We start from the raw sequence: 20,698 nt of genomic DNA, 5'->3' as shown, positions 1-20,698 counted from the left end.
TCCTTGTCTACGCGACCCAGTCTAGCGCGCCGCGGCAAAACCCCGGGGCAGTGACGGTAGCCGGCCCCGCCGCGCCTAGACTGGTGGGGAACCACGGGAGCCCGCCAACGGGCTGAGAGGGCACTGCCGGGCACACTCCGGCACCGGTGCCGACCGCTTAACCTGATCCGGATCATGCCGGCGGAGGGAGGGAACGCCGCGATGCGCTGCGTAGTTGTCGGTGCGGGAATCATCGGATTGTCGATCGCCTGGGAGTTGACCCGCCGCGGCGCCGAGGTGGTCGTCCTCGACCCCGCGCCGGCGTCGGGCGCCACCCGCGCCGCCGCCGGGATGCTGGCGGCCGTTAGCGAATTCCATTACCAGGAGCTCGATCTCCTGAACCTGTCCGTACCCGCGGCGCGGCGTTGGCCGGGATGGGCGGCCGAGTTGTCCGACGCCTCCGGGGTGGAGCCCGGCTTCGTGGCCCGCGGGACAATCGCCGTGGCGGCCGATTCCGCCGACCGCGAGACGCTGGCGGACCTTCGGCGGGCACAGTCGGCGGCCGGGATGGACGTCGAGGAACTCACCGTGCGCGGTGCCCGCACGGCCGAACCCATGCTTTCCCCGCGGCTCGCTGGCGCGTTTGTGGCGCAGTCGGACGGCCAGACGGATCCCCGGCGCACGGCGGCTGCCCTGCGCGAGGCGCTGGCGCGATCACCGGGCGCGCGGTTTCTGTCCGGCACGGCGCTGCGCTGCGTGGCCGGAGCCAATCCGGCCGTGGAGTACGACGGCGGTCGGCTCGCCTGCGACGAAATCGTCCTGGCCGCCGGACTGGGCCTGCGCGGCGCGGGGCGCGGAGCGGCCCCGGGCGCGGAAGCGAACGGAACGTGGGCCGGACCGTTGCTGGAGGGCCTGCCGACGACGCTGCGCCTGCCGGTGCGCCCCGTGTACGGCGACGTGCTGCGGCTGGGCACGCCCCACGGCGGTCCCCGATTGGCCGGCACGACGATCCGCGGGCTGGTGGGAGGCCACGGCGTGTACGTCGTCCCCCGCGACTCCGGCGAGGTGGTCGTCGGCGCCACCGAGCGGGAGGACGGCCGGGCGGCGGTCAGCGCCGGGGGAGTCCAGCGACTCCTCCGCGACGCGCTCCGGTTGGTTCCGGTCCTCGGGGAGTTCGACCTCGTGGAATCCATTGCCCGCGCGCGCCCCGGGACGCCGGACAACCTGCCGCTGCTGGGCCGGGCCGCTCCCGGACTGGTGGTCGCCACCGGCTTCCACCGCCACGGCGTTCTCCTGAGTCCGCAGGCGGCGGCCGTCGTCGCGGAACTCGTGGGTGGGCAACGCGCCGAGGACCCGCCGGGAGGCTCCGGCGTCGGGCCGTCAGGCCCTGGGCCAACCCGCCCCGCCGCTTTTGACCCCGCACCATTCGACCCCGCACCATTCGACCCTTGGAGGTTCTCGTGACTACCACCCGACCCGCACCCGCACCCGTCACCGTCAACGGTTCGCCGGTTACGGATGCCCCCGAAAACGTCCTCGTTCTCGTGGCCAGGCACACCGGGCGCGCCCTGCTGCCCGACGGGCATCCAGAGGACGGCGGAAAGCTGGGCCTCGCGGTGGCGCTCAACGGCACCGTGGTGCCGCGGTCCATGTGGGGATCGACGCCGCTGGCCGCGGGCGACCGCGCAGAACTGCTTTCGGCGGTGCAGGGTGGATAGCGCGGTCACCGGGGTCACCACACCCGCCGCCCCGGACACCGACGCCCTGACGATCGACGGCGTGGGGCTGGGTTCGCGGCTCATCACCGGCACGGGAGGCGCGCCGAGCCAGGTGGTGCTCGAGGACGCGCTCGTCGCATCGGGAACGGAGCTCACCACGGTGGCGATGCGCCGGCACCAGGCCGCCGCCGGGGAATCCATCTATTCGATGCTGCTCCGCCTCGGCATCAGGGTGCTCCCGAACACCGCCGGATGCCACACCGCCGGAGAGGCCATCCTCACCGCCGAGCTTGCGCGCGAGGCGCTGGATACGAACTGGATCAAGTTGGAGGTCGTGGCCGACGACGAGACCCTCCTACCGGACGCCGTCGAGCTCCTGGACGCGGCCGAACGGCTGGTGGCGCGCGGCTTCACGGTGTTCGCGTACACCAACGACGACCCGGCCACCGCCCTGCGTTTGGAGGACGTCGGCTGCGCCGCCGTCATGCCGCTGGGCGCACCGATCGGCACCGGACTCGGCATCCTGAATCCCCACAACATCGAGTTCATCGCCTCCCGCGCGAACGTGCCGGTGGTGCTCGACGCCGGCGTGGGCACTGCGTCTGACGCCGCGCTGGCCATGGAGCTCGGCTGCGACGCCGTGTTGCTGGCCACCGCGGTGACCCGAGCGCAGGATCCCGCACGGATGGCCGCGGCGTTCCGCCACGCGGTGGTGGCCGGGCGGCTGGCACGCGGGGCGGGTCGAATCCCCAAGCGGCGGCTGGCCCAGGCGTCGTCGTCGCTGGAGGGCCGCGGCGACTTCGGCTAGCTGGTCCGGAATCCGTGGGAGGCCGTTCCCCGTTCGACTTGGCGAATGGGGGGGCTACGCCGTGGCCGTTTGCGACAGGCCGGGGACGATGCGGAAAACGACGGATCGGCTTTCGACGTCTGCCTCCACGAGTTCGGCGACCACGTGCTCGCCGGCGGGGGCGTCTCCCTCGTATCGGGCGGTGATGGCCGGTTCCGCCACCAGAAGCGTCCCCGAGGGGGCCTTGCCATTCGCGGGGGTCTTGCCCGATTGGTGAGGTGCCGGTCCGGTGACGGTCACGGCGTCGAATCTTTCGCCGATGCGCCCGTGCAACAGGGCGGCCTCGACCGCGTTGAGGGCCTCGCGTTCCGCCTGGCCGGCGGTCCTGTTGGAGGCGTTCATCAAATCCGGTAGCAGCGGGAGCGTCGCGCGGATCCCGGGCGGAACGTCGGCCCCGCGCACCAGGTGTTCGCAGACAACCAGGACGAACCGATCGACCAGCCGGCGAAGGGGAGCGGTCGTGTGGGCGTAGGGCGCGGCGATGGCCGCCTGATCCGTCTCGGCGGGAGCTTCGCCGTCGAAGGCCGTGTATCCCGCGCCGCGGAACAGGGACGTGGCCGCGTGCATCACGGCCATCTGCCGTGGGTCCGAGACGTCCAAGCTGCGCAGGAAGTCTCCGTAGTGCACCCCATCCGCCCACTCGGATCCAAGGGCGGCCGCCTGGCGCCGGAAGATCTTCTCGCTGCCTGTTTCCGGTGCCGGCATGGTGCGCAGGATGCCGACACCGCCGTCGAGCATGATCCGGGCGGCTTCCATCCCGGTCATCAGGGAAATCTGCGCATTCCAGTCCTCAACGGGAAGCGGCGCCCGAGCGGTCAGGCGGTAGCCGCCGTAGTCGACCTCGACGTCCTGTTCCGGCAGACGCAGGCTCGCCCCGCCGCGCTGGTGCTCCAGATCGATGCGTTTCAGACCCACCTCGCACAAAAGCGACAGGGAGTGGCTCGCGGTTCCGGCGTCGATGGATTCCTGTACCTCCGAGTAAGCGAGCTTCTCCCGGCTCTCGACCGCGGCCCTGACCAAGGACGTCTGCACCACGTTGCCATCCGCATCGAGCGAAAAGGTCCAGACGTAGGCGCCGCGGCGCTGGCCCGGTAGCAGGCTCCCGGCGTCCTCGCTGATGACCTCCGGGTGGAGGGCGATGCGGCGATGCGGCAGGTAGAGGGTTTGTCCGCGGCGGCGCGTCTCGGCGTCGAGGTCACCGTCTTCGGGGACGAAGGTGGGGACATCGGCGATGGCGTAGCGCACCGTGTACCCGTCGCCCTCGCGTTCGATGTGCACCGCCTGGTCGAGGTCGGTCGAGGTCGGCGGGTCGATGGTGACGAAGCCGATGTGCGTCATGTCCTCGTCGGGCAGTGCGTATTCCTCGACGACGCGCACCGCCTCCGCGGTCACCTCCGGCGGGAAACCGCCGGGCAAACCGAGTTCATCCTCGAGCGCGGACATCGCAGCCGCGAGGACGGTGTTGCGGGCACTGGTGCTGAGATTCATCTGCTGGTACGCCACAGCCACAGCCTACCCACACACGGCACAGATGCGCCCGGAAGGTAGGGTTGGGCCATGACCGAGAAGCCCCTGACCGCACTGGACGAGGCCACCCGCGAGCGTTTCGACGCGGCCCTCTATGGGCTCATGGCCTACCGCGAATTAACGGCCTTCGAACGACTCTCCTCGGACGCCCGCTTTTCCCCGACGCTCGCCGATCGACACGCGCTCGCGCAGCTTGCCGTCGCGGAATTCGGGCACCACGAGTTGGTCCGCGAATACGTCGAATCACGTGGCCAGGATCTTGAGCGGTCCATGGAACCGTTCGTCGCGTCAATTGATGCCCTGCATGACCGTACGCGGCCCGCGGACTGGTTCGAGTCCCTGATGAAGGCGTATGTCATCGACTCCGTGTCCGGAGATTTCTACCAAGCCATCGCCATGTCCCTCGACGACGAGGCCAGGGTGCTGGTGGCGGAGGTACAGTCCACGGACACGCAGACGAAGTGGTTGCGCGAGAGGCTCCATGGTGCGCTTTCGGAGGACCCGCGGCTGGCTTCGAGACTGGCCCTCTGGGGACGGAGACTCGTCGGGGAGGCCCTGACCCAGGCGCGTCGAATAGGAGACGAACACGACTTCTGGCGGAACCTGCTGTCCCTCTCGGAGGGTGAGGAACGCGAGGCGGGGATCAATCGGCTTTTCGCCAAGCTCGTGGAAAACCATTCCCGGCGGATGAGCGATCTGGGGTTGACGGCCTAGCCGCCGGCGCCGAACACCTTAATCAAAAGCTGCCCGACAGGCCGCCCCGTGTGGGGCGCTGGTTCGGGCAGCTTTCGTTTGTCGGCGGTGAGCGACTCGGCGGACCACCCTACAGTGACTAGTGGGCGAAGCCCACGCGGCGCGGTTCGTCGGCGCCGATCTCGACATAGCCGATGGAAGCGGCGGGAATGATCACCACACGCCCCTTCACGTCGGTCAACTGCAACTCGTCTCCGGCGTGAAGTGCCTTGGTCACCTGCTCCGAGACCTTGTCCGGAGAGTCCGCGGACTCGACAACGACTTCACGGGCGACGTTCTGGATTCCGATGCGCACGTCCATGTGGCGGCTCCTTCTCTGGCGGGGCGATATTCAAGCTGTCAGCTACGAATCTACTTCAGGACTCCTTGGGAAACCGACCGATTCCGCGCCAAGCTAAACGAGAGACGAGTTCCGAGGCGTCGTCCAGGTTGACGTCGTCCTCCAACTCCAACCAGTAGCGCGCCGACACCTGCGCCATCCCAGACATGCCCCGCCCGAGAAGGAGCGCCTGTGCCCGCGGCAGCTTCGTGTCTTCCGCGATGACGTCGGCGATGGCCGATGCGAACCGGGCGTTGAAGTCCTCGAGCCGCTTGCTGACTTCCGGGTCGTTCATGAGGTCGGATTCGAAGACCATGCGGTGCGCTTGGCTGTCGTGGGCGATGAACTCGAAGTAGGCCTTTATGGTAGCCTGGACGCGCAGCTTGTTGTCCGTGGTCGAAGAGATCGCCGCCAGCATGCGTTCGGTGAGGTCCGCGAGATGCGCTTCGAGCAACGCGAGGTACAGTTCGCGCTTGCCCGGAAAGTGTTGATAGAGAACCGGTTTGCTCACCATGGCAACATCTGCGATCTCGTCCATCGAGGCACCGTGGTAGCCGTTCGATACGAAGACCTGGTGGGCTGCGCGCAGAAGCTGTCGACGGCGCTGCTCACGGGGCATGCGTTGGGTCTTCGACGCCCGATCCGGGGTGCTGTCCACATCCTGCCTTTCCATGGAGCCGCAGCCAACGTAGGGCCGGCTGAGTTACGTCATTCTATGCCCGGGTAAACTCGTTATGCCCACCAGAAAGCCTAACTTCGCGGTATTTCCCGAGCTCTCGGTAACAGTGGGTCACCGAGGCGCCGCAGTGTGCGGCTAGCAGGGCAAAATGCCGTGCTTGAGGTCATACGGGAACTACTGACTTAGGGTTGTTGCATGGAAACCGAACGTAGGGGTCCCGGAGTCCCGCTTGTCGACCTTGCACCGGAACTCACCGCGGCGGAACTACGCCGTTACTCGAGGCACCTCATCATTCCCGAGGTGGGGATGGATGGACAGCGTCGCCTGAAGCAGGCACGGATATTGGTGGTAGGTGCCGGTGGACTTGGCTCGCCCGCCCTGCTCTACTTTGCGGCAGCCGGCATCGGCACGCTGGGGATCGTGGACGACGACACGGTCGACGAGTCGAACCTCCAGCGGCAGGTCATTCACGGCGTTTCCGACCTCGGCAAGTCCAAGGCCGAGTCCGCACGAGATTCGATTCACGACCTCAATCCGCATGTGTCCGTAGTCCTCCACCAGGAACGCCTCGACGCCGGAAACGCCCTGGAGATTTTTGCGGGCTACGACTTGGTCCTGGATGGAACGGACAATTTCGCGACACGCTATCTGGTCAACGACGCGGCGGCGATCGTAGGGATCCCCTACATCTGGGGCTCGATCCTGCGTTTCGACGGCCAAGTCAGCGTCTTCTGGAACGGCCATGGCCCCACCTACCGCGACCTCTATCCGGAGGCGCCGCCCGCCGGCACCGTCCCCTCCTGTGCGGAGGGGGGTGTGTTCGGCGTGCTGTGCGCACAGATCGGATCCGTCATGGTGGCCGAGGCGATCAAACTGGTCACCGGTATGGGAGACCCCCTTTTGGGTCGGGTACTGATCCTGGATTCCCTCGCCATGACGTGGCAGGAGATCCGGCTGAAGCCCGATCCCGAGACGGTGCAGCCCGCGGCCCTGCTGGACGACTATCCCGCATTCTGCGGGATGCCGACGCAGGGCGCCGATTCGGAGCTTCCCACGGTGGGGGCGAAGGAACTCCAGGCCATGCTGGCCGCCAGGGCGGAGGGGCGGTCCGACTTCCGACTCATCGACGTGCGGGAACCGGGCGAGGCCGACATCGTGGCCATCGATGGTGCCGAGCTGGCTCCCCGAGGCCAAATACTCGGCGGCGACATCGATCTTCCGCGCGACGTGCCGCTGGTGCTGCACTGCAAATCAGGTGGCCGTTCCGGTGAAGTGCTGGCTTATCTCCTCGAACGCGGCTACCCGGACGCAAGGCATCTGGCCGGCGGTATCCTGGCCTGGGTTGAGGACGTGGAGCCCGGCAAGCCCGTCTACTGAGCAAGCCCGTGTGCCGTACAAGCCCGCGTGCGCAGAGTTGGTGTGCTCGGCCCCCTCGTCCTGAGGGAACCGGCCTACTCAGGAGTGCAGGCGCCCTTAGCCGGCGTCGCGGACGGAACCGCCAGCGGCAGACTCTGAAATCGGGCAGGTGTCGGCGTCGGTCGCCGCGGAAGTCCCCGGATGGGCCGAGCCGCGCCGGCCGACGGACTGCCCGCCAATGCTGATGCCGAAGAGGGTCTCCAGTGCGGACTCGACCTCCGCCTGCCGACCCTCGGAAGCGAGCTCGCGGGCGCGGACGGTGGGGGCGTGCAGCAGTTGGCGCATCATGCGACGCATGGCGAACTCGACTTCCTCCGCTGCGGCGGTGCAGCCGTGTTGGGCGCGGACCTTCTCCACCTCGGTCTCCAGAACGCGCTGGGTGTGGCGCCGCAGTGCCACGATGGCGGCGTCCGCGGACCGCTCCATCTGTTCGTTCACGAAACTCTCGGCGGCCGAACTGACAATCGTCCGGGCCTCGCGCAAAGCCTGCGCCTGCTCGGCGGGAGCCGCCATCCGCACCGACTCGAGCGTGATCAGGTCGACGTTCTCCAGCTCTTCGACGGACTGGTCGAAGTCGCGGGTCAGCGCCAGGTCGATGGCAACCAGCTGGCGGTCGCCGCGTTCGAGGCCAGCGAGATCGGAAGCGGTGATTCGCTGCCCGCCGCCGCTGCAGCCGATCAGGACGTCGGCCGCCTCAAGGGCACTGCCCAGTGAAGCTTCGTCCAGGGCCGTGCCGCCGCGCGTCGCGACAAACGATTCGGCTCGACCGGAGGCGGAATAAACCGAAATATCGGTGGCGCCGCGTTCCTTCAGCAGTGCCATGGTGGCGCCGGCGTAGGCGCCGGTTCCGAACACGACGATCGACTTGGACGACCAGTTGGCATCCGTGGCGATGTCCGTGGCCAGGTCCAGGGCGACCGAGACGATGGAAAGGCCGCGACCGCCCAAAGCGGTCCGTGTGCCGACGTCCTTGGCGGTGCGGGACGCCGTTTGGAAGAGTCGCACGAGTGGGCCCGAAGCGGTTCCGCCCTGCTGGGCCTCGATCAGCGCGCGGCGAACCTGGCCCGCGATCTCGCGTTCGCCCGTCACCGCCGAGTCGAGTCCGGCGCCCACGGCGAAGAGGTGGTCGACGGCGTCCTGCCCCGTCTTGGTCGACAGCGCCGCGGAGACATGTTGCTCGGCCAGGCCAGAGGCGTCCGCGATCTGCGAAATGATGGCTGCCCGGGCGGCCTCGACGTCCTGGTCGGAGGTCGCCTCGCAATAGACCTCGTAGCGGTTGCACGTGGAGAGGACCACCGCTCCGGACAAGGGCGTGGTTCCATCGAGCACGGCGGAGGCGACCCCGGAGGCCGCGGCACTCAGCCGGGCGACGGTCTCGAGGTCGATGTCCGAGTGGGAGGCGACGAGCGATAGGTAAACCACAGTGGATCCATCCTACCGCCAGAGCAGGGGGTATTCTCCGCCGGATTACGGCATGTGTTCGTGTCTTATCCCACCTTCCGGGCCTTTCCGCGGCGGGGGATTAGCGGTTACGACACCACCTTGGCAGAATCATCACCATGACGTTGAGCGCAAGCCACCCGCTGAAGGATGGCCGAACTGCCGGATCCCCCCTGATCACCGCCTACCGAGGCGGGGAGCCGAGTCGCCGTCCCGTGTGGTTCATGCGCCAGGCGGGCCGATCCCTGCCGGAGTACCGTTCGCTGCGCGAGGGGATTCCGATGCTGGAGTCGTGCCTGAGGCCCGAGCTGGCGTCGGAGATCACCCTGCAGCCCGTGAGGCGCCACGACGTCGACGCCGCGATCTTCTTCTCCGACATCGTGATCCCCCTGAAGCTCGCCGGCGTCGAGGTGGACATCGTTCCGGGCGTCGGGCCAGTGCTCGCGAAGCCCGTGCGGACCGCCGCGGACGTGGCGGCCCTGCCGCGGCTCGACGACGCCGCCCTGGATCCGATTCGCGAGGCCGTCGCGCTGACGGTGGAACAGCTGGGGTCCACCCCGCTGATCGGCTTCGCCGGTGCGCCGTTCACGCTGGCCGCGTACATGGTGGAGGGCCGCCCGTCGCGCGACCACTTGGGCCCGCGCACCATGATGCACGCCGACCCTGAAACCTGGCGGGCGCTCGCGGAATGGGCCGCCGACGCTTCGGGCGAGTTCCTCCGCGCCCAGCTGGAGGCCGGCGCCAGCGCCGGCCAGCTCTTCGACTCCTGGGCCGGCAGCCTGGGACTGGCCGACTACGAGCGGCACGTCGCGTCGTCGTCGTCCCGGGCCCTGGACCACGTCCGCGACCTGGGCGCACCGCTGGTCCATTTCGGGACCGGCACCTCCGAACTTCTCCCCGCCATGCGCGACGTCGGCGTGGACGTCGTCGGCGTCGACTACCGGCTCCCGCTGGACGAGGCCAACCGCCGGCTCGGCGGCACGGTCCCGCTGCAGGGCAACATCGATCCCGCGTTGCTTCCCGCGCCGTGGGAGGTCCTCGAGGAACATGTGCGCGGCGTCCTTGCCGCGGGGGAGTCCGCGCCCGGCCACGTGGTGAACCTGGGACACGGAGTCCCGCCGGAAACCGACCCGGACGTCCTCACACGGGTCGTCGAACTGGTGCACTCCGTAGCCCCGACCGCGAAGGCCTAGCAGGAAAGAGAAGCCGAGATGCCACACCGGAACGCACGCCAGACACACCCCGCCGCCGACCAGGGCGCGCCCGTGCCCGTTCCGGTGCGGGCCGTCGTCGTCGGCGGGGGTGTGGCCGGACTGGTGGCAGCGCGGGAACTCGCGATCTCGGGGCACGAGGTGGAGGTGTTCGAGGCGTCGCCCGCGTTCGGCGGCTGCGTCGCGCCCCATACCGTCGCCGGGCTCCTGCTCGACGCCGGGGCGGAATCCTTCGCCACCCGCAACACCGCCGTCGCGGACTTGATGGCCGAACTCGGACTCGTCGGCGACATCGCCGTGCCGCGCCCCGGAGGCGCCTGGTTGTACTTCGATCGGGACGGCGGCCGCGGCGGCACCGCCCTGCCGATGCCGCAGACCGGCATCCTCGGCATCCCCGGTGACCCCGGGGCGGACGACGTCAAACGCGCCATCGGTGCGGCGGCGGCGCTGCGGGCCACGACCGACCTCGCCATGCCCGTCTCGCGCCACGTGGCCCAGGGGCCGCTCAGCATCGGGGAACTGGTCCGCTCCCGCATGGGCCGGGCCGTGTTGGACACGCTGGTGGCGCCGGTCGTCTCGGGGGTCCACTCCGCGGACCCGGACACGCTCGACGTCGACACGGTCGCCCCCGGGTTGCGCGCCGCCGTCGTCAAGCACGGTTCGCTGGCCCGGGCGGTGTCCTCGATGCGTGCCGCGGCGCCCGCGGGATCGGCCGTCGCCGGGTTGAAGGGGGGCATGCACCGCCTCGTGGCCGCGCTGGTCCAGGACCTGCGCGAGCGCGGCGCAACCCTGCACGTGGGCACGTCCGCCACGGGCATCGAAAGCACGACGGCGGGGCCCGCACCGTTCGCGCGCCCGTGGGCCGTCGCGGTGCGCGGCCCCGGCGCCGCGGCGGCGCACACGGTCGACGCCGACCGGGTTGTCGTCGCCACCACGGGACCGGCCGCCGTCGACCTGCTCGCGGGCCTGCGTCCCGAACTCGGGCGGCACCGTCCCGAAGCGGGCGCGGGCGTCTCCCTGGTCACCCTGGTCGTGGACAAGCCCGAACTCGACGACGCTCCGCGCGGGACCGGGATGCTGGTCGCCCCGGGCGCCGCAAACGTCGGCGCGAAGGCCATCACCCATGCGTCCGCCAAGTGGGGATGGCTCGGCGAGGAGGCGGGCCCCGGCACGCACGTGCTCCGGCTTTCCTACGGCCGCGTCTCCGAGGCGACGTCGCGGATCTCCGACGCAGCCGACGGGGAGCTGCGCCACACGGCAGTGCTCGACGCCGGCCGGCTGCTGGGCGTGGACCTCCAGGACACCGACGTCCTCGGGTGGGACGTGGTCCGCTACGTCGGCGCGCTGCCCTTCGCGACCACGGGCCACCGGGACCGCGCGGAGGAGTTCCGGCGGGACCTCGCGCCCCTGGACGGCATCGACGTCGTCGGCGCGTGGCTTTCCGGAACCGGACTCGCGGCCGTCGTCGCCGACACCCGCACCCGCATCGGCATCACCGCCAGCTGACCCCCTGAACACAGCATGCCCCACGCAGAGAAACACGTAGAGAAAGAGGCCACCATGAGCGAGAACCCCTACAGCAGTCCCGTGCTTGCCGACCGCGAGCGCGAGGGCGACACGCTGCACTTCACCCTCTGGACCGTGTTCAAGCGCGACTCCGACCTCGACCGGTCCGAGGGCGTCGCGGCCTTCGACGCGCTCGTCGCCGAGCTCGCCGCGGACGGCGTGACGATGCGCGGGGCCTACGACGTCTCCGGCATGCGCGACGACGCCGACGTCATGGTGTGGTTGCACGGCCCCGCCGCCGAGACCCTGCAGGAGGCCGTGCGCAAGATCCGGCGCAGCTTCCTGTTCGCCGAGACGTCCATCGCGTGGTCGTCCATGGGCGTGCACCGCGAGGCCGAGTTCGCCAAGGACCACTCGCCGGCGTTCGCGCGCGGCAAGGAGCCGAGCACGTGGATGACGGTCTACCCGTTCGTGCGCTCCTACGACTGGTACCTGCTGGACCCCAAGGACCGCGGAAAGATGCTTCGAGACCACGGCGTGCTCGGCCGCCAGTTCCCGCAGGTCCTCGCCAACACGGTCGCCTCGTTCGCCCTGAACGACTTCGAGTGGATGATCTGCCTCGAGGCGCCGGAACTGATCGACCTGGTGGACATGATGCGGCACCTCCGGTACTCCGAGGCGCGCCTCCACGTGCGCGACGAGCTCCCGTTCTACACCGGCCGCCGCGTCGACACCGCCGGGATCGCCGAGGTGCTCCGGTGACCGGCCGGCTGATCTTCGATCCCCGCGAGGGATACGACGCAGACGGGCGCATGGCCCCCAAGCCGTACGACGCCGTCCTGCTCGCCTCGTTCGGCGGCCCCGAGGGCCAGGACGATGTGATTCCGTTCCTGCGCAACGTCACCCGCGGGCGGGGCATCCCGGACGAGCGCTTGGAGGAGGTGGCCACCCACTACCGCGCCAACGGCGGCATCAGCCCCATCAACGCGCAGAACCGCGCACTGAAGGCGGCCATCGAGGCGGAGTTCGAGGCCCGCGGGATCGCCCTGCCCGTCTACTGGGGCAACCGCAACTGGGCGCCGTACATCCCGGACACGCTCCGCGAGATGCACGACGCCGGCCACCAGCGGGTGCTCATGTTCAGCACCAGCGCCTACTCGTCCTATTCCAGCTGCCGGCAGTACCGCGAGGACCTCGGCGTCGCCCTGCGCGAGACCGGCCTCGAGGGTCGGATGGAGGTGGACAAGGTCCGCCAGTACTTCGACCACCCGGGCTTTGTCGAGCCGTTCGTCGAAGGCGTCGCGGCCGGCCTGGCCGACGTGCGCGCCGGCCTCGCTCAGGCGGGGGAGGACGGCGCCGGGGTGCGCATCGTCTTCGTCACCCACTCCATCCCGACGTCCGACGCCGAGGCGGCCGGCCCGCGCGACGTGGCCGCAGCGCTGGAAACGGACGTCTACTCGGCCCAGCACCTGGCCGTGGGGCGCGCCATCCTGGACCGCGTTCCGGAGTCCGCCGGCCTGGAGACGTCGCTGGTGTTCCAGTCGCGCTCCGGGGGGCCGCACGTGCCGTGGCTCGAGCCGGACATCAACGACGCCTTGTCCGAATACGCCGCCGCGGGCACCCGCGGGGTGCTGGTGGTCCCGATCGGGTTCGTCAGCGACCACATGGAGGTCCTGTGGGACCTGGACACGGAGGCCAAGGAAACCTGCGCCGAGCTCGGCCTGGTCTTCCACCGCGTGCCTACCCCAGGCACCCACCGCAAGTACGTCGAGGGCATCGTGGACATGGTCTCGGAGCGCCTCCTCGGCACCAACGGCAAGGCGCTGCTCGACGGCCGGGCGTCGGAGGCCGAACTGGGCCCGTGGTACGACGTCTGCCGGCCGAACTGCTGTTCCAAGACCATGCGGGACGGAACGGTGAAGCCGACCATCGCGGCCGTCGACTCCGAGGTGGGGGTGCCGCGCCCGTGACCGGATTCGTGGTGGGCACCCGCGGAAGCGCGCTTGCCGTGACCCAAACGACGACGGTCGCGGAGCACCTCGCCGCCGCCGGCGCCCCGGACTACAAGATCGTGCGCATCAAGACGGAGGGCGACGTGACCGCCGGGCCGCTGTCCCAACTGGGTGGCACCGGGGTCTTCGCCGCCGCACTGCGCATGGCGCTCCTCAACGGGGAGTGCGACGTCGCCATCCACTCCCTCAAGGACCTGCCCAGCAAGCAGCCGGAGGGACTGGTCATCGCCGCCATCCCCGAACGCGTCGACGTGCGCGACGCCCTCTGCGCGCGCGACGGGCTCACGCTCGCGGAGCTGCCCGAAGGCTCCAGCATCGGCACCGGGTCCCCGCGGCGGGCCGCGCAACTGCGCGGGGCACGCCCGGACCTGGTGGTCGTCGACATCCGCGGGAACGTCGGCACGCGCCTCGGCAGGATCGCCGGGTCGCCGGCCCCGGCGAACGACGGCGGCGTGGGGCACGGCAGGCACGGCGACCTCGACGCCGTCGTGCTCGCCGCCGCCGGACTGCGGCGCCTGGGCCTGGAGGGCCACGTCACCGAGTTCATGGATCCCTCGATCATGCTGCCGGCGCCGGGACAGGGCGCGCTCGCCGTCGAGTGCCGGCCCGAAACCGTCGTCGACGGAAACCTCGCGGACGCGCTCGCCGGGATCGACCACGCGACGTCGCGGCTGGGCGTCACCGCCGAGCGCGGACTGTTGGCGCGGCTCGAGGCCGGCTGCAGCGCCCCGATCGGCGCGCTGGCGCACCTCGACGGGGAGGCGCTGGTGCTGGAGGCGGCCGTCTGCAGCACCGACGGCTCCCGCATGCTGCGGCGCGCCCTGTCCACCGCGGACCTCAGCCTCGACGGCGCGGAGGCGCTCGGGCGCGACCTCGCCGACGAGCTCCTGGGCCTGGGCGCCGCCGAACTCGCGGACCTGGGCTGAGCATGGTCGGCGGCGGCGTCCTCGCCGGCCGGACCGCGGCGGTGCTCCGCGCGCCCGGCCGGGCCGGCGGCATCGTCGCGGAACTGCGGTCCCGCGGCGCATCGGCCGTTCTCTGCCCGCTGATCGACTTCGAACTGCCAGCCGACACGGTGGCCCTGGACGACTCGGTCCGCGCGCTCCTGGGCGGGGAATTCACGTGGATGGTGTTGACCAGCCGCACCACGGTGGCAGCGCTGCTGCACCGTTGCCGGGCGCTGGGACTGTCGCTGTCCGTGCCGGCGCACACGCGGATCGCCGTGGTGGGCGACGCGACCCGCCGGGCCGCCGAGGACGCCGGTCTGCGCGTGGACCTCGTGCCCGACGCCGACCATTCGGCCGAGGGCATTCTCGAGGCGTGGCCCTCCGGGACGGGCGGCGTGGCCTATCTGCCGCAGGCGGACATCGCCGCCCCGACGCTGGTCGACGGCCTCGGGGCCCACGGTTGGCGAACCCGACCGGTCACGGCCTACCGGACGGTCGACGCGCCGGCCGATCCGACCCGGCGGCTCGCGGACGAGGCGGCGCCCGATCGCGACGGAGCGGTCGGAAGCGACACGGCGACCCCGAATGCCGCCGCCCCGCCGGACGGCCCGGCCGCCGTTGTTCTGGATCCCGGGCGGCTGGCCGAACTGTTGTCCGGGGCCCCGGAATCCGGCCTCGGAGCGGTGTTCCTGACCTCGCCCAGCATCGCGCGGCGGTTCCGCACACTGGTCCCCGCGCCGAACGGATCGGTCGCCGTCGTCGCGATCGGCCGCAGCACCGCGGCCGAGGCGCACCGGCTGGGCCTGCCGGTCTCGGCCACCGCCGAACTGCCCACTCCGGTGGGACTGTGCGACGCTTGGGAGGGTGCCCTGCGCGGCTTCGTGCCCGCGATGGACTGCGCACCCGCCCCCGTTCCCCAGCCCGCCCCGATCCCACCGAAGAAGGAGCCGATGTGAGCTTTCCCCATCGCCGACCGCGCCGCCTGCGCACCACCCCGGCGCTGCGCCGGCTCGTCGCGGAGACCAGCCTGTCCGCCGGGCAGCTGATCCTGCCCGCGTTCATCCGCGAGGGCATCGCCGATCCGAATCCGATCTCGTCCATGCCCGGCGTCGTGCAGCACACCACCGAAACCCTCAAGCGCGCCGCCGCCGAAGCGGTGGAGCTGGGGCTGGGCGGCATCATGCTCTTCGGCATCCCCGAAACCCGCGACGCCACGGGCAGCGCGGGACTGGACCCCGACGGCGTGCTCAACAGGGCCATCCGCGACGTGCGCGCCGAGGTCGGCGACGAGCTGGTGGTGATGGGCGACGTCTGCCTGGACGAGTTCACCGACCACGGGCACTGCGGTGTGCTCGACGTCCGCGGGCGGGTGGACAACGACGCGACACTGGAGATCTACGCCGAGATGGCGGTCGCGCAGGCCGAGGCGGGGGCGCACGTTTTGGGCCCCTCCGGGATGATGGACGGCCAGGTCGCCGTCATCCGGCAGGCGCTCGATGCCGCCGGCCACCAGGACACCGCCGTCCTGGCCTACGCCGCGAAGTACGCCTCCGCGTTCTACGGCCCGTTCCGCGAGGCCGTCGATTCGCAGTTGACGGGGGACCGGCGGACCTACCAGATGGATGCCGCCAATCGGCGCGAGGCCATCATCGAGGTGGAACTGGACCTGGCCGAGGGAGCGGACATGGTGATGGTGAAGCCGGCCATGAGCTACCTGGACATCCTGGCCGACGTCGCGGCGATGTCGCCCGTGCCGGTGTCCGCCTACCAGATCTCCGGTGAGTACGCGATGATCGAGGCCGCCGCGGCGAACGGCTGGATCGACCGCCGCGCCGCCATCACCGAATCCGTCCTCGGCATCCGCCGGGCCGGCGCGGACACCGTTTTGACCTACTGGGCCGCGGAACTCGCGGGCTGGCTGAAAGAAGGAAAGTAGACCATGGCCTCCTCAGAGGAACTCTTCGACCGCGCACGGCACCTGATGCCGGGCGGAGTGAACTCGCCTGTCCGCGCCTTCGGCTCCGTCGGCGGGACGCCGCGCTTCATGGTGGACGCGCACGGACCGCACCTCACGGACGCGGACGGACGGCGCTATGTGGACCTGGTCTGCTCGTGGGGCCCGGCCCTGCTGGGGCACGCCCACCCCGAGGTTCTCGCCGCCGTGCACGCCGCGGTCGACCACGGGCTTTCCTTCGGGGCCTCGACGCCCGACGAAGGGCGGCTCGCCGAACTCGTCATGGAACGCGTCCCCGGCGTGGAGCGCATCCGCATGGTCTCCACCGGCACGGAGGCGACCATGACGGCCGTTCGCCTGGCTCGCGGATTCACGGGGCGGGACCTGATCGTCAAGTTCGCCGGCTGCTACCACGGGCACCTCGACGGCCTGCTGGCGGCCGCCGGTTCCGGTTTGGCAACGCTGGCGCTGCCCGGGTCCGCCGGGGTCACGGCGGCCACGGCCGCAGAGACGCTGGTCCTGCCCTACAACGACCCCGCCGCCGTCGAGGCGGCCTTCGCGGAGCACGGCGAGCGGATCGCCGCGGTCATCACCGAGGCCGCGCCCGCGAACATGGGGGTGGTCGCGCCGGCGGACGGCTTCAACGCGTTCCTTTCCCGCACGACGGCGGCGCACGGCGCCCTGCTGATCCTGGACGAGGTGCTGACCGGATTCCGCACGGGCTACTCCGGCTACTGGGGCCTCACGGGCCGTGACGAGGGCTGGACGCCGGACCTCTTCACGTTCGGCAAGGTCATCGGCGGCGGCCTGCCGACCGCGGCGCTCGGCGGCCGCGCCGAAGTCATGGAGCACCTGGCCCCCACCGGCCCGGTGTACCAGGCGGGGACCCTGTCCGGGAACCCGGTCGCCATGGCCGCCGGCGTCGCCACGCTGACCCACGCGACCCACGCCGTGTACGAGCAGATCGACGCGGCCAGCCTCGAGCTTTCCTCCGCGGTCTCCTCCGCCCTGGAGGCCGAGGGCGTGGACCACTCGGTCCAGCGGGCCGGGAACCTGTTCTCCATCGCCTTCGGGACCTCGGCGACCGGCGTCCACAACTACGCGCAGGCTCAGGCCCAGGAGGCCTTCCGCTACGCGCCGTTCTTCCATTCCATGCTGGAGTCCGGCGTCTACCTGCCGCCGAGCGTTTTCGAGGCGTGGTTCCTGTCCTCGGCACACGACGACGCTGCGATGAGCCAGATCCTCGAGGCCCTGCCGGACGCCGCGCGGGCCGCCGCGGGGGCCACGGCACACTAGCGGGCCGACTTAGACGACCTTCGACAGCCTGTCGTAAGGCGTCGAGGGGAAGACCAGCTCGGTGAACGTCACCAGCCCTCCGTCTACGTAGACCTCCACGACGCTCGCGTCGACGACGATCTCCAGTTGCACATCGCCGTCCACGTCCGGCAGGGGCGCCCGGTCGACGGAGGCATACCGCGGGTGGAAGGAGGTGTCGCCGGCGCGGGTGCGGTCGCACAGCACCTGCCCCGCCGCCGCGTCCACCGTGATGCGCAGTTCCTCTCCGGTGTCCGCGCCGCCGTCGAGTACGAACGTCGACGAGCCGGGGCCGGTACGGGGTGCGCTTGCCGTGAAGACGAGGACTCCGGGGAGCGCCGCCGGACCGTCGCCCGTGCGGTGTCGCCGGGCGTCGGGGGGCAGGACGGGCCGCTGTTTCAGGCGGTGGCCGTCCCGGCCGGACCGGACGAGCCCGAGTTCCCTCACGAGGGACATCGACGAGCGCCACGGGTACGTCGGGGTGTCTGCCGCGTATTCCCAGTTGCTGGCCCATCCCACCATCAGGCGACGGCCGTCCGGCGCGTTGGAGAACGAGACGGCGGCGTAGTAGTCGCGGCCGTAGTCCAGCCAGTCGTAGTCCGCGAGGTCCTCGGAGGCGCTGAGTCGTTCGGCCGTGAAACGCCGGCCGTCGAAATCGCCGACGAAGTACTGGGTTCCCGAACCACCGGCAATGGAGCCGGGATTGAGGCTCACGATCAGTACCCACCGGGTGTCGCCGGTCGCGTCCACGCGAAGCGGGAAGAGGTCCGGGCATTCCCAGACCCCGCCCGTCGCGTGTGCCGGACCGAAGGACGAGGCCTTGAGCCACGTCTTCAGATCGGCAGAGGTGTAGACGGCGACTCGGTGGTCGGTTGCCTCGACGACGACCATGACCCAATGGCCTGCCTCGCCTCCGTACCAGAACACCTTCGGGTCGCGGAACTCGGAGGATCCGATGTCCAGCACCGGGTTTCCCGAATACCTGGCCCAGGTGGCGCCGTCGTCGACGCTGAACGCCAACGCCTGGGCCTGCCGCATCGATCCGTCCCGCTGCGTCGTGGCGCTGGTGTAGACCGCCACCAGGGCCGTCTCGCCGGGGCGGGCGAACCCCGCCGTGTTCCGGTGGTCCACCACCGCGCTGCCGGAGAACACCATCTCGTCTTCCGTGCTCTCGATGGCCACCGCGTGTTCCGTCCACGTCACCAGATCCGTGGACGTCGCATGGCCCCAGGAGATGTTCCCCCACACGTTGCCGTGCGGGTTGTTCTGGAAGAAGAGATGGTACGTACCGTCGTGGTGGACGAGCCCGTTCGGATCGTTGAGCCACGTGTCGCGTGCGCTGAAATGGGCGCTGGGGCGCCACTGGTCCGGCGCGGTCTGGGGCCTGCCGACGGCGAGGCGCATGTCAGTCAAAAGTTACTCCTGAATCGAGGCGGGAAGGCTGCGGGGGAACGGGTGTCATTCGCCACCGGCTGCAAAGCGGTCGTAAGCCGTCTGGTAAACGCCGGTGATCCCTTCGATGCCGAGCTGGTCGAGCTGCTGGAGGTAGGTATCCCAATCGGATTCCACGGTGTCCTTGACGACCCACGAGGCGAACTTCTCCAGCACGAGGGTGTTGATGTCTGCCTGGGGGAAGGAAACCTGGTCCAGTTCCTCGTTGGAAAGCATCACCGGCGGGTAGGCCTCGTTGGCGCGGTGCGGCTCGTAGAAGTCCCTCACCAGATCCTGCCGCTCCTTGGCTCGCGGTTCCGGGGCAACGACGGTCTCGAAGTCCTCCGCCGTGGTGATCTTCGGGCCTCCGGGGGCCACACGCTGGCGGCGTTCGCCCTCGGATTCTCCGGCCGCAGCGGGTATTTGGACCAGAACGCCGTCCGCGTCCTCCTTGAGGGTGACTCCAATCGGACCCCAGTTCGCCTGGGCGGACATTGCCGGTTCGAAGAGGCGGTCCGCCCAGCGCATCGTCGCGGCGGGGTACTCGTTGGCGCGCGTGATCGCCATGGCACCGCGGCTGATCTCCTGGTTGTTGGACACGCTGGCCATCCGTTCGCCGTCGACGCCTTCGAGGACGCCCACGAGCTCGTAGTCCCCGAGCCGGTCCTCACCCACCATTTCCTTGGCCTCCCACCAGAAGAACGAACCGAGGATCGGGGTGTTCGACTTTCCCTTGGAAAGGTAGGCGACATCGTCCTGCGAGAAGGACTCCGGATCGATCAGGCCATCGGCGTACCAATCGCCGAGTTCGTCCACGGCCTTCTTGTAGCCTTCGGTGTTCGCCGTGAATTCGACGGTGCCGTCCCGAACGATGCGGTGGTCGTTGTTTTCCGGCTGGCCACCAAGGGCGGCCACCAGATCGTGTGGGTTGGCCGCGAACGAATCCGTGCGGAACGACAGGGGGATCTCATCGGCCTTGCCGTTGCCGTTGGGGTCCTTTTCCTTGAAGGCGCGCAGCGCGTCCCGGTACTCGGAGATGGTCTTGGGCATGTCCAGGCCCAGCTCGTCGAGCCAGGCCCGATTGATGTAGAGGAAGTTGGGGTGGGAGAGGATCCTCAATTCCTCGACCGACGGAAGGGTGTAGATGTGGCCGTCCGAGGCGGTGATGGCCGCACGGATGTCGGGTCGCTCCTCGAGGATGCCTGAAAGCGTGGGCGCGTGTTCGGCGATGAGTTCCTCCAATGGCAGCAGGGTCCCGTTGCTGCCGTTGGTCACGACCTCGGCATCCGTGAGACCGGTGTTGAAGAGGACGTCCGGCAGGGCATCGCTCGCCAGCATCAGGTTCTTCTTCTCCGCGTAGACCTGATCGGTGAGGTTTTCCCAATCAATGGCGATGTTGGTGTCTTTTTCCCACTGCTGGACAAGCTCCATTTCGGAGTAGTCGGGGGAGAGCGCGGATTTGGTGCCGCCGAACGTCAGACTCAGGGTTTCGTCGACGATGGGCAGGCCCTCGGCGTTGAAACCGTATTTCTCCGAGCTGTCTTCTACGGATGTCCCGCCGCCGGATCCGCAGGCGGTGAGCGCGAGACCAGTCGCGAGCGTCAGGGCGGTGAGGGTCAGGTGCCGATGTGAGCGCATGGGTGCT

19 protein-coding genes are annotated in these 20,698 nt (G+C 69.8%); 13 read left to right on the top strand and 6 right to left on the bottom strand.

Features of this window, described 5'->3' with window-relative positions:
- The first annotated feature begins 201 nt into the window (after positions 1–201).
- From AC0QSG_RS06195 to AC0QSG_RS06185, 3 genes are read left to right on the top strand one after another with little or no spacing between them, the layout of a single operon-like run.
- The gene (locus tag AC0QSG_RS06195; protein WP_475376994.1) at positions 202–1,443 is read left to right on the top strand and encodes an FAD-dependent oxidoreductase; all 1,242 of its coding nucleotides are present in this window, start codon (positions 202–204) and stop codon (positions 1,441–1,443) included.
- Complete coding sequence (gene thiS, locus AC0QSG_RS06190; RefSeq protein ID WP_475376993.1) at positions 1,440–1,697, top strand: sulfur carrier protein ThiS; 258 nt, start codon at positions 1,440–1,442, stop codon at positions 1,695–1,697. Before AC0QSG_RS06195 ends, thiS begins: the two co-directional genes overlap by 4 nt.
- A complete protein-coding gene (locus AC0QSG_RS06185; RefSeq protein WP_475376992.1) occupies positions 1,690–2,505 on the top strand; it encodes a thiazole synthase in 816 nt (271 codons plus the stop codon). The genes thiS and AC0QSG_RS06185 overlap by 8 nt, the downstream gene beginning before the upstream one ends.
- 54 nt (positions 2,506–2,559) lie before the next feature.
- On the opposite strand, the gene AC0QSG_RS06180 is transcribed toward AC0QSG_RS06185, so the two are convergent.
- Positions 2,560–4,047: an RNB domain-containing ribonuclease gene (locus AC0QSG_RS06180; RefSeq protein WP_475376991.1), complete on the bottom strand. Its 1,488-nt coding sequence runs from the start codon at positions 4,045–4,047 to the stop codon at positions 2,560–2,562.
- 54 nt (positions 4,048–4,101) lie between these two features.
- Here AC0QSG_RS06180 and AC0QSG_RS06175 point away from each other — a divergent pair, with 54 nt between their 5' ends.
- Positions 4,102–4,785 (top strand): ferritin-like fold-containing protein, encoded by a 684-nt coding sequence (locus AC0QSG_RS06175; protein WP_475376990.1) that lies wholly within the window; start codon positions 4,102–4,104, stop codon positions 4,783–4,785.
- A gap of 118 nt (positions 4,786–4,903) precedes the next feature.
- On the opposite strand, the gene AC0QSG_RS06170 is transcribed toward AC0QSG_RS06175, so the two are convergent.
- The gene (locus tag AC0QSG_RS06170) at positions 4,904–5,125 is read right to left on the bottom strand and encodes a DUF3107 domain-containing protein (protein ID WP_475376989.1); all 222 of its coding nucleotides are present in this window, start codon (positions 5,123–5,125) and stop codon (positions 4,904–4,906) included.
- A gap of 55 nt (positions 5,126–5,180) precedes the next feature.
- Positions 5,181–5,816: a TetR/AcrR family transcriptional regulator gene (locus tag AC0QSG_RS06165; RefSeq protein WP_435726452.1), complete on the bottom strand. Its 636-nt coding sequence runs from the start codon at positions 5,814–5,816 to the stop codon at positions 5,181–5,183.
- 201 nt (positions 5,817–6,017) lie between these two features.
- Here AC0QSG_RS06165 and moeB point away from each other — a divergent pair, with 201 nt between their 5' ends.
- Positions 6,018–7,199 (top strand): molybdopterin-synthase adenylyltransferase MoeB, encoded by a 1,182-nt coding sequence (gene moeB / locus AC0QSG_RS06160; RefSeq protein WP_475376988.1) that lies wholly within the window; start codon positions 6,018–6,020, stop codon positions 7,197–7,199.
- 96 nt (positions 7,200–7,295) lie between these two features.
- Here moeB and AC0QSG_RS06155 read toward each other — a convergent pair whose 3' ends face one another.
- The gene (locus AC0QSG_RS06155; RefSeq protein ID WP_475376987.1) at positions 7,296–8,660 is read right to left on the bottom strand and encodes a glutamyl-tRNA reductase; all 1,365 of its coding nucleotides are present in this window, start codon (positions 8,658–8,660) and stop codon (positions 7,296–7,298) included.
- Between the two features lie 137 nt (positions 8,661–8,797).
- Between AC0QSG_RS06155 and hemE the strand changes: the two genes are divergently transcribed.
- From hemE to hemL, 8 genes are read left to right on the top strand one after another with little or no spacing between them, the layout of a single operon-like run.
- Positions 8,798–9,871, top strand: coding sequence for a uroporphyrinogen decarboxylase (gene hemE, locus AC0QSG_RS06150; RefSeq protein WP_475376986.1), 1,074 nt, complete (start codon positions 8,798–8,800; stop codon positions 9,869–9,871).
- Positions 9,872–9,889: 18 nt separating this feature from the next.
- Entirely contained in the window at positions 9,890–11,395 is a 1,506-nt protein-coding gene (locus AC0QSG_RS06145; protein WP_475376985.1) for a protoporphyrinogen/coproporphyrinogen oxidase, read from the top strand.
- Between the two features lie 54 nt (positions 11,396–11,449).
- Positions 11,450–12,157 carry a hydrogen peroxide-dependent heme synthase gene (hemQ, locus tag AC0QSG_RS06140; protein ID WP_475376984.1) on the top strand — a complete coding sequence of 236 codons (708 nt, stop codon included), beginning with the start codon at positions 11,450–11,452 and terminating at the stop codon, positions 12,155–12,157.
- 50 nt (positions 12,158–12,207) lie between these two features.
- The gene (locus AC0QSG_RS06135) at positions 12,208–13,365 is read left to right on the top strand and encodes a ferrochelatase (RefSeq protein ID WP_475377282.1); all 1,158 of its coding nucleotides are present in this window, start codon (positions 12,208–12,210) and stop codon (positions 13,363–13,365) included.
- Positions 13,362–14,333, top strand: a complete 972-nt coding sequence (hemC, locus tag AC0QSG_RS06130) for a hydroxymethylbilane synthase (RefSeq protein ID WP_475376983.1) — start codon at positions 13,362–13,364, stop codon at positions 14,331–14,333. Before AC0QSG_RS06135 ends, hemC begins: the two co-directional genes overlap by 4 nt.
- Before the next feature lie 2 nt (positions 14,334–14,335).
- A complete protein-coding gene (locus AC0QSG_RS06125; protein WP_475376982.1) occupies positions 14,336–15,310 on the top strand; it encodes a uroporphyrinogen-III synthase in 975 nt (324 codons plus the stop codon).
- The gene (gene hemB / locus AC0QSG_RS06120) at positions 15,307–16,290 is read left to right on the top strand and encodes a porphobilinogen synthase (protein ID WP_475376981.1); all 984 of its coding nucleotides are present in this window, start codon (positions 15,307–15,309) and stop codon (positions 16,288–16,290) included. The genes AC0QSG_RS06125 and hemB overlap by 4 nt, the downstream gene beginning before the upstream one ends.
- A gap of 3 nt (positions 16,291–16,293) precedes the next feature.
- Positions 16,294–17,604, top strand: a complete 1,311-nt coding sequence (gene hemL / locus AC0QSG_RS06115; protein ID WP_475376980.1) for a glutamate-1-semialdehyde 2,1-aminomutase — start codon at positions 16,294–16,296, stop codon at positions 17,602–17,604.
- 9 nt (positions 17,605–17,613) lie between these two features.
- Here the strand turns inward: hemL and AC0QSG_RS06110 are convergent, their stop codons facing one another.
- Together AC0QSG_RS06110 and AC0QSG_RS06105 are read right to left on the bottom strand one after the other, a co-directional pair.
- A complete protein-coding gene (locus AC0QSG_RS06110; protein ID WP_475377281.1) occupies positions 17,614–19,026 on the bottom strand; it encodes a glycoside hydrolase family 32 protein in 1,413 nt (470 codons plus the stop codon).
- Between the two features lie 54 nt (positions 19,027–19,080).
- Complete coding sequence (locus AC0QSG_RS06105; RefSeq protein WP_475376979.1) at positions 19,081–20,691, bottom strand: type 2 periplasmic-binding domain-containing protein; 1,611 nt, start codon at positions 20,689–20,691, stop codon at positions 19,081–19,083.
- Positions 20,692–20,698: the final 7 nt, after the last annotated feature.

This window comes from Arthrobacter sp. LT660, from assembly GCF_056172845.1.
This window is presented reverse-complemented; position numbering and strand designations above follow the sequence as displayed.

Excerpts from the sequence above, each read along its gene's own strand:
- AC0QSG_RS06195 (WP_475376994.1), top strand. The coding sequence starts at position 202 with ATGCGCTGCGTAGTTGTCGGTGCGGGAATCATCGGATTGTCGATCGCC.
- AC0QSG_RS06175 (WP_475376990.1), top strand. The coding sequence starts at position 4,102 with ATGACCGAGAAGCCCCTGACCGCACTGGACGAGGCCACCCGCGAGCGT.
- AC0QSG_RS06170 (WP_475376989.1), bottom strand. The coding sequence starts at position 5,125 with ATGGACGTGCGCATCGGAATCCAGAACGTCGCCCGTGAAGTCGTTGTC.
- AC0QSG_RS06165 (WP_435726452.1), bottom strand. The coding sequence starts at position 5,816 with ATGGAAAGGCAGGATGTGGACAGCACCCCGGATCGGGCGTCGAAGACC.
- moeB (WP_475376988.1), top strand. The coding sequence starts at position 6,018 with ATGGAAACCGAACGTAGGGGTCCCGGAGTCCCGCTTGTCGACCTTGCA.
- hemE (WP_475376986.1), top strand. The coding sequence starts at position 8,798 with ATGACGTTGAGCGCAAGCCACCCGCTGAAGGATGGCCGAACTGCCGGA.
- AC0QSG_RS06145 (WP_475376985.1), top strand. The coding sequence starts at position 9,890 with ATGCCACACCGGAACGCACGCCAGACACACCCCGCCGCCGACCAGGGC.
- hemQ (WP_475376984.1), top strand. The coding sequence starts at position 11,450 with ATGAGCGAGAACCCCTACAGCAGTCCCGTGCTTGCCGACCGCGAGCGC.
- AC0QSG_RS06135 (WP_475377282.1), top strand. The coding sequence starts at position 12,208 with ATGGCCCCCAAGCCGTACGACGCCGTCCTGCTCGCCTCGTTCGGCGGC.
- AC0QSG_RS06125 (WP_475376982.1), top strand. The coding sequence starts at position 14,336 with ATGGTCGGCGGCGGCGTCCTCGCCGGCCGGACCGCGGCGGTGCTCCGC.
- hemL (WP_475376980.1), top strand. The coding sequence starts at position 16,294 with ATGGCCTCCTCAGAGGAACTCTTCGACCGCGCACGGCACCTGATGCCG.
- AC0QSG_RS06110 (WP_475377281.1), bottom strand. The coding sequence starts at position 19,026 with ATGCGCCTCGCCGTCGGCAGGCCCCAGACCGCGCCGGACCAGTGGCGC.
- AC0QSG_RS06105 (WP_475376979.1), bottom strand. The coding sequence starts at position 20,691 with ATGCGCTCACATCGGCACCTGACCCTCACCGCCCTGACGCTCGCGACT.